Source organism: Parabacteroides sp. 20_3 (assembly GCF_964238835.1).
GTDB classification, from domain to species: Bacteria; Bacteroidota; Bacteroidia; order Bacteroidales; family Tannerellaceae; genus Parabacteroides; species Parabacteroides distasonis.
The window spans coordinates 1-7,166 of sequence record NZ_CAXSNO010000019.1 but is presented as its reverse complement, the minus strand read 5'-3'; the positions used below and the strand labels follow the sequence as shown (position 1 = coordinate 7,166).

At 41.0% G+C, this 7,166-nt stretch carries 10 protein-coding genes and 1 pseudogene; 7 read left to right on the top strand and 4 right to left on the bottom strand.

Annotated elements, in window-relative coordinates; genetic code table 11:
- Positions 1-164: 164 nt before the first annotated feature.
- From ACESPU_RS21580 to ACESPU_RS21565, 4 genes are all read left to right on the top strand, one after another.
- On the top strand, positions 165-1,172 hold the full coding sequence (locus ACESPU_RS21580) for a replication initiation protein (protein WP_373133659.1): 1,008 nt from the start codon (positions 165-167) through the stop codon (positions 1,170-1,172).
- Positions 1,173-1,179: 7 nt separating this feature from the next.
- Complete coding sequence (locus ACESPU_RS21575) at positions 1,180-1,347, top strand: hypothetical protein (protein WP_373133658.1); 168 nt, start codon at positions 1,180-1,182, stop codon at positions 1,345-1,347.
- A 78-nt stretch (positions 1,348-1,425) separates the two neighbouring features.
- Entirely contained in the window at positions 1,426-1,986 is a 561-nt protein-coding gene (locus ACESPU_RS21570) for a hypothetical protein (RefSeq protein WP_254305321.1), read from the top strand.
- Between the two features lie 27 nt (positions 1,987-2,013).
- A complete protein-coding gene (locus ACESPU_RS21565) occupies positions 2,014-2,349 on the top strand; it encodes a hypothetical protein (RefSeq protein ID WP_373133657.1) in 336 nt (111 codons plus the stop codon).
- A 90-nt stretch (positions 2,350-2,439) separates the two neighbouring features.
- Here the strand turns inward: ACESPU_RS21565 and ACESPU_RS21560 are convergent, their stop codons facing one another.
- The 3 genes from ACESPU_RS21560 to ACESPU_RS21550 are packed head-to-tail and all read right to left on the bottom strand — an operon-like array spanning position 2,440 to position 5,500.
- Positions 2,440-4,101: a type IV secretory system conjugative DNA transfer family protein gene (locus ACESPU_RS21560; protein WP_217291621.1), complete on the bottom strand. Its 1,662-nt coding sequence runs from the start codon at positions 4,099-4,101 to the stop codon at positions 2,440-2,442.
- A gap of 11 nt (positions 4,102-4,112) precedes the next feature.
- Positions 4,113-5,057 (bottom strand): DUF5712 family protein, encoded by a 945-nt coding sequence (locus ACESPU_RS21555; protein WP_373133656.1) that lies wholly within the window; start codon positions 5,055-5,057, stop codon positions 4,113-4,115.
- Positions 5,054-5,500 carry a BfmA/BtgA family mobilization protein gene (locus ACESPU_RS21550; RefSeq protein ID WP_176703097.1) on the bottom strand — a complete coding sequence of 149 codons (447 nt, stop codon included), beginning with the start codon at positions 5,498-5,500 and terminating at the stop codon, positions 5,054-5,056. Before ACESPU_RS21550 ends, ACESPU_RS21555 begins: the two co-directional genes overlap by 4 nt.
- A 444-nt stretch (positions 5,501-5,944) precedes the next feature.
- Here ACESPU_RS21550 and ACESPU_RS21545 point away from each other — a divergent pair, with 444 nt between their 5' ends.
- The 3 genes and pseudogenes from ACESPU_RS21545 to ACESPU_RS21535 all read left to right on the top strand — a co-directional run.
- A complete protein-coding gene (locus tag ACESPU_RS21545; protein ID WP_176703105.1) occupies positions 5,945-6,199 on the top strand; it encodes a type II toxin-antitoxin system Phd/YefM family antitoxin in 255 nt (84 codons plus the stop codon).
- Positions 6,196-6,471: a type II toxin-antitoxin system YoeB family toxin gene (locus ACESPU_RS21540; protein ID WP_176703104.1), complete on the top strand. Its 276-nt coding sequence runs from the start codon at positions 6,196-6,198 to the stop codon at positions 6,469-6,471. Before ACESPU_RS21545 ends, ACESPU_RS21540 begins: the two co-directional genes overlap by 4 nt.
- Positions 6,472-6,481: 10 nt before the next feature.
- Positions 6,482-6,664 (top strand): annotated as a pseudogene (locus ACESPU_RS21535) (transcriptional regulator); the annotation flags it as partial.
- A gap of 232 nt (positions 6,665-6,896) precedes the next feature.
- Here ACESPU_RS21535 and ACESPU_RS21530 read toward each other — a convergent pair.
- The coding region (locus tag ACESPU_RS21530) for a hypothetical protein (RefSeq protein ID WP_373133655.1) at positions 6,897-7,166 on the bottom strand (270 nt) is incomplete at its 5' end.

The window sequence follows — 7,166 nt, the reverse complement described above, 5'->3', positions numbered from 1 at the left end:
GCCGACCAAATTACTAAAATAAAGCTACAAAAGCCGACCAAATTACTAAAATAGCAAGCACAAAAGCCGACCAAATTACTAAAACCGACAACTTTTTACGACTTTAGTTTTTATTAGTCGGTTTTTATGCTTATATTTGCTTCGTAACCTAAAAAATCAAGCGTATGGCAAAGAAAGAAATCATACCATTTGAACCGCCCACCGAAGAAGAAATTATGTTGATACAGCCCAATAACGTGACTTTTGGGCAGTATAACGTATCAGAGTGGCAAGAAAACCTCTTAACCCTTATCGGTGACAAAATACAAAAGCACATGACAAGAGAAGAAGAACTTCCACGAGATTTGTTTAATCAGCCTTATGTAGTTATCATGTGCGATGAAGCGGGAGGGAAGAACAATAAAAATAAAGTGCTAAAAGAAGCTATTGATATGCTTAATAAAAGATTCTCTTTCCGTTGGCTTCATCCCAAAATGAAAAAAGAGATAGAAACAACAGGCGGTTCTGTTATCACCAACATACACAATATAAAAGGGACTAACCAAATCATGGTAAATCTTAATCCTTGGGCTATTCCTTTTTTGATTTATTATGGTGTGGGTGTTGGCGGAACTCGATACTCTAAAGGTCTTGCGCTCGGGCTTCGGGGCAATTATACCAAACGGATTTATAAAATCATTTGCAGCCAACGAGATAGAAGAGAATATTATTACTCTATAAACCAATTTAGAAAGGACTTAGAAATACCAGAAAAGCACTCTAATAATGATATAGACCGGAAAATTTTAAGACCTGCACAAGAGAGAATAAAAGAAAGTGGTTCTGATGTTTGGTTTGATTACGAATTGATTTGTAAATACCCCATAAAGGGGCGTAAACCCAAAGCCGACACAATCGTATTTACCATTAATACACTGCATCCACGTGAAGCGGGGGGAGAACAGTTTGAACAATACTCTTTTGTTTATCGCTGGGTATCTAATGCCATGAACAACCCAACCGATGACAGAGCACAAAAAGCCGTTGATAAAATCAGTGATTTAGGACGGTTAAAAGAGGTTTACGAAAGATGTTGTTATTACGATGATAGGGTATGTAGTGGGGCACAATCAAGAATACACGCCCAAAATGCACTTTTAAAAATGTTACGTGAAGAATTTAAAATCAAATAAGAAGAATATGGAAGAACTAAAAGTTAAGGTTGTGGAAGTTTCACAAGAAAAGGAACAACTACAAGGTAACGACTTCATTCGTGTTGTCGTTGAAATTGACGGTCGAAAAATAGCCGTATGGACTACCGAAAGCAATATCAATGCTCTATGCTTTGATATTGACAGAAAGAAATAAATATATTTTTTGTAGATTTTGTAGAAAGCTAAATATATTCTTTATATTTTTGAACGTAATCAATTAATCAACAACAATATGAGCGATATACAAACAAGCACTATTCGAGTACCTAAAAACGTGCTTGAAGATATAAAAATATATTGCCGTAAAGCGGGGCAGCCTGTCGGGGAATGGGTGGAAAAAGCATGGCGTTTCTTGCAAAAGAACGATTTCGATATTTACGATACTGAAGCTACACCTTTTCTTCCGGTTCCGGCTGAAGTAGAAAAAGAACGTAGCCAAGTGGATGCGCTTTGCAAGCTGATGAGTGAATTTATAATATCACAGAAACAAGCACAACTGCCCCCACCGGACATACAGCAAAAAGCGACCGACAGAATAGCCGAATTAGAACATCTTATAGGGAAATATCAAGAGAAGCTGGATTCCCTTAGCGAAGATAAAACAAGGCTGATTAAAGAAAGGTTGCAATGGGAACAAAAATATTATGACCGGGATAAACAGAACTATACGCTTTCAGAAAAGCTTCAAAAACAAGGTGAACTCTTAGAAATAGCAAAAACAGAGTTAAGACACTGTAAAGGATTTTTTTCATCTGCAAATGAGAGCGTTCTAAAAGAACTTGGTATATCTTAGAGAATATTGAATTAAAAACAAATAATCATGGAAGATTTAAAAACACCTTGGGAACTCTTTGGAGTAGAATGCGGGAAAGGTTGGTTTCCACTTATAGAGCCAATCTTACAGTACATTCAATCCTATAACAAAGATAAGGCGGAAGAATATCAAATAGTAGTTTACCAAATAAAGGAAAAATGGGGAATACTTCAATTGGAGATAGGCAACTACCCGGATGAGCTTGCCAAAATGATAGAAGCAGCCGAAAAAGCGTCCACAACCACTTGCGAAAAATGCGGTGCTCCGGGTTCTTTACGGGATTGCAGAGGGTGGTATCACACATTATGCGACAAATGTTTTGAAAAACAACTGAAAGAATAGTTTCGTCTTTTAGCTGTGTAAATTACTACACCATTGTGTTTGCTTTCTGATAGGTTGTTACCCCACAAGAAAGCAAACACAGTGGAAAAATCAGCCTTGCCGGAATCGGGGGCGTCTAAGGGGTTGTTCCGGTTTCTCTCCCTTGTTCCCCGGCTTCGTGTCCTGTCCTGCCAACATTCTCCTAACTTCCTCTCTTACCTCTCGATAGTATTCATTAGGTGAACCCGTAGTTTGTGGGTGTTCCAAAACAGCCGGAACGGGTCTTACCACCTGCAAGAAATGCAACAAGAAAAACTGCCTGTTGCTTTCCACTGCGATTCCTGCAAATTCCCCGGTTTCAAATCCAAGGAAATCTTTCGGTTTTATGGTGTCCCGTTCCTGCACACTCTCACTCACCCCGGTAGTCTTGTAGAACCCGGTTTGTGATTGTGAAGCCGTTCTGTAAATCTTATCTTCCTTTCCGAACTGCCGGGATAACCGTTCTGCCGTGAATGAAGATGAAACACGACCATAGAAATGCGTGTTGCAGGCTGCGAAAAGCACCTCTGCTTTCTCCTTTCCGTAACCGTCTGTAAGCTGCGCAAGGTCCTGGCACATCAAAACAGTTGCCACATGGTTGCTCCGTCCTGTATTCGGCAAGATTTCAAGATTAGGGACAAATATTGTCGGGGCTTCATCCAACATGACAAAAGACGGATGCTTGCCGGGTTGGTTCATCAGCTTGATAGCGACAGTTATCACTAAAGAACACAATGGGGCGAAAGTCTGTGCAAGTGTAGGGAAATTCCCTATTGTAAGAATTGCCGGGTTCTGAGGATTGTTCACATCCAAACTAAAATCATCACCACCAAAGATGTACATCAGTTCAGGTGTATTAATTTGCGCTATGGCTGATTGTAACGTGCCGATAACCCCGCTTACCTGTGCATCCGCTCCCCTCTCCATTGCATTATAAATACTCATTGTCATTTGCTCGGTCTGCGGGTTTTTCTGCAACAATTCCAAAAGTTCCGTGTCTTTTCCCGTGACCATTGCGAACACATGCGGTATATCGCAACACTCCGGCTTTTCCTCTTTCAGATACCAAATACAGGCTGTAAGCAAGTCCGTTGCAGACCTTATCCAAAAATCCGGCTTTCTTATTCCCTCTTTCATCAAGTTCATAATTATTGCTTGTGCAAACTCCCTTGCATAACTCGTGTTAAGCAAATAGCGTGGCGATATGGGGTTTACCCGCATGGATTGGTACGGATTATTAAAATTAATATAAACGTGCCTTACAGGGCTTCTTTCAGCCTTTAAAAAGGACTCCACATCATTGGCAAGTGTGGGAAACTTGAAATCATAAACCAAACCGGAGTAACCAAGCCGAACAAACTCGGACAACAGAGGAACGGCTATACTCTCGGACTTTCCCGAACCTGCTGCACCGACAACAAAAATCCCTCTGAACGGATTCCCGACAACCAACGGTGTTCCCGTAGTCTGCAACCGCACAAGTTCCGGTGAAATCTCCGGGGCTTCTTCTTTTGGCTTTTCCTTTTTCCGAAAGTACCGATAGGCGAAATATCCGACACTCCCCCAAAGTCCCAGGGCGATTAGAGGTTCGAGCAAGGGAAGAACCGCACTACACACCAACGCCAAAATTTTAACGACACCGGCAACCAACAGACCGCCAAACGTGAGTAATGCCAATATGAGAAGCACTCCTTTCAATGTGCTTTTCTGTTTTTCTGAATTATTCTCTAACATACCATAACAATTTAGAAACCAAATGGAATACTATTATCTCGCTTCTTTTTTTTCTTTTCGTCTGCCATATCCTCTTCGATGTGCCGTTTCCGGTTCTGCGCTTCGTCAAGCTGTGGGGACGGTTGCCGGGATTGTGCCATTTCCGGTGCTTCGTTCTGCTCCTTATGGCTTCTTCTTTGCGCTTCCTCTTTCAACAGCCTTTCCCGGTTCTCCTTTCCTACTTCAACAAGCTTTGTTAACGGGTGGTTACGGATTTTCTTTTGTCTTTCCCATTGTACAAGCTTTTCTGCCTGTGCCTGCATCTCCTGTGGTGTGCCGTTCTTCATGGCGTTTTGATAGGAAAAAGAATCTTTCATGTCCCTTTCATACTTGAAATGGCGGTCAAACCGTTCTTCACACCTACTTTTAAATTCGCATCTGTCAAAGCTACCCTTTACCGCACCCGTTGTTTTCCCGTTCCGGTGGTTCGTCATGGGGCTTATTGATATGCCGTTACCTTTCGTCTTTCGGGCAACAATGATATGTGCGTGCAAATCTTCCTTGTTCTTCCCGTTCCTCTCGTAATGGATTTTTCCGAAATAAAGCAAATCATCTGCTTTCACGTCCTTTTTGAACCCCTCCGCATATTGTGGCATAACCTCGGTACGAATATAGTCTTTCATGGCTGCTGCCTGTTCCTCTTTCGTCCTGCCCATTCTTTCAAGTTCTTTCCGGGACGGTGCGACAGTGATAACATAAAATTTCGCATCACTGTTTTTTAATCCTTTCCGGTTGTTGTCTATCTTGGATACAAGTTCATCAACGCTAACCCTGTCATTCCATTGGCTGAAAAACGGCTCCGGTTCTTTTCCGTCTTTCATCCTGTCTACATCTTCATGCTGCAAGTAGCTTGCTACGTTGGCACAAGTTCCGGTATTGGCGTAGGTTTTCCCCCCACCCTGTGGCTTTACTATCATTGTTCAAATTGTTCAAGAATTTCAAATAGTTTGGATAATCTTTCATACATAATTTCTAAACGCTTCTCCCTTTCATCCCATTTCTGCTCCTGCCACTTCATGCTTTCATCCAAAGCATCCATAAAGCCTTCAAACCTTTTGACCGTCAAAAGGTCGGGGAGGGCATTTTCAATCTTAGCGTTAGTAACTGTTGTGGCTTCACATAGCGGGTGCAAAACCTCTTGTTCCTGTTTCCTGATGAACGCCACTATTTGATTTACCCGCTTAATAAGGGTCTGCATTTCCTGTGCCGGGCTTTCATGTTTCACCGGGTTTATACCGTACTTCTCAAAGTAGTTCAAAGCATAAGATATATACTCTTTCTTTGCCACCTTGTTAGCCTTTGCCAAACGGTCAAGTTTGGCTGCTGTTTCCGTATCTACGGATATAGTTGTTATTGCCATAATGCTATATTTAATTAGATATTAATATATAACCAACTGATACAAAGTTATTTATATTTTTTATAATTACAAATTAATTCCCTATTATTTATTTAAATAGCTGATTATCAGCTATAACCCCGTAGGGCAAGCGAAAAAACGACACTCTGTGGCGTTTCCGCTTGCTATTCCTTTCGACTGCCTAAGCAGCCGACGGAATACCCCTCCCCTGCGGTGCGGGCGGGCGTGAGCTGCGCCAAAGCACAAGGGAACGGGGTATGCAGGAGGAAGTGTGGCGGGCGTTAGGAATAGTGCCGATTGCCCGGTTACACAGTTTGCCGATTAACTGATTAACCAGCTAACTATAAAAGCACAAAAAAACGGCTGTTCCGCTTGTACTTTCGGAAAAATAACCTACCTTTGTCGTGTACCAATTTTGGTACACATAAAAAGAAAGGAGACAATATGCTACAAGTAACTTCAAGAGAATTTAGGGACAAACAAGCCTCTCTGCTTAACATTGCAGACCAAGGCGAACAAGTTGTTATCAGACGCAGGGGCAAACGCTCTTACATGCTGACACCTATCTATGACAGTGATATTACAATCACCCCCGAACTTGAACAGAAGATAGAAAGAGCAAGGGCGGAAATTAAGGCAGGAAAGTGCACTACGCTTAGAAGCCAAGAGGATATTGACGCTTATTTTGAAAGTCTATGACATACACGATAAGGGTTTCAAACGGGGCGGACAAGGTAATCTCCAAATGGAAGAAGTCAAACCCCAATTTGTTCAAGAAGTACAAGGCTATCTACAAAGAACTGATGGAGCACCCTAAAACAGGGCTTGGGCATCCCGAAGCTTTAAGGGGCGGTGGTGATATAACATGGTCTCGTCACATTACCGCCCATGACCGCATAATCTACGACATTTATGAAGATGTGATAGAGGTTTATGTGCTTGAAGTAGAGGGACACTATAAAGACAAATAAAAGCACAATGATAAAAACAGGAGATAAAGTTTTGATTTCGCCCGACCTTACCCGGCTACCGGAATGGATAACCGGAACGGTGATAATGGTTGAAAATAACCCGTTTGTGGGCATTGTTATTTCTGCCGAAACAGAAGATAAAGACGTGTTCTTCGGACAGGAAGATTTGTTCAAACCTCAAAACACCTCTGTTGAAATAGAATTACCATTTTATGCCTTTAATATCCTTGAAAGACAGGCAAAGAAAGAGGGGATAACATTGGAAGAATACATTTGTAAAGAGTTAGAAGAGTGTTGCAAAAAAACTGTATAACAAATAGTTATAACAAAAAAGTACCTAAATTACTAAAATCAAGAATTTATAAAAATACCTATAAAAATACATTTTTTAACACGCAGGAAAAATCTTCCGATTCCCGCTTCGCTTAGCTTTTTTCTCGTTTTTCTCTTTGTTTTTCCGAAAGTATTGGTTTTAGTAATTTGTACGCTTTTCCCTTCAATTTCCCTAAAATCCCCTTTCTTATAGAGAAAGTCTTTGGAGAATTCTTGTAAGAAAGGCGTTTTTCAATTGTAATAATCTGATATACAACACGATAAAAGTTAGAAAACAGGATAAAAGCCGACCAAATTACTAAAATAAAGCTACAAAAGCCGACCAAATTACTAAAATAGCAAGCACAAAAGCCGACCAAATT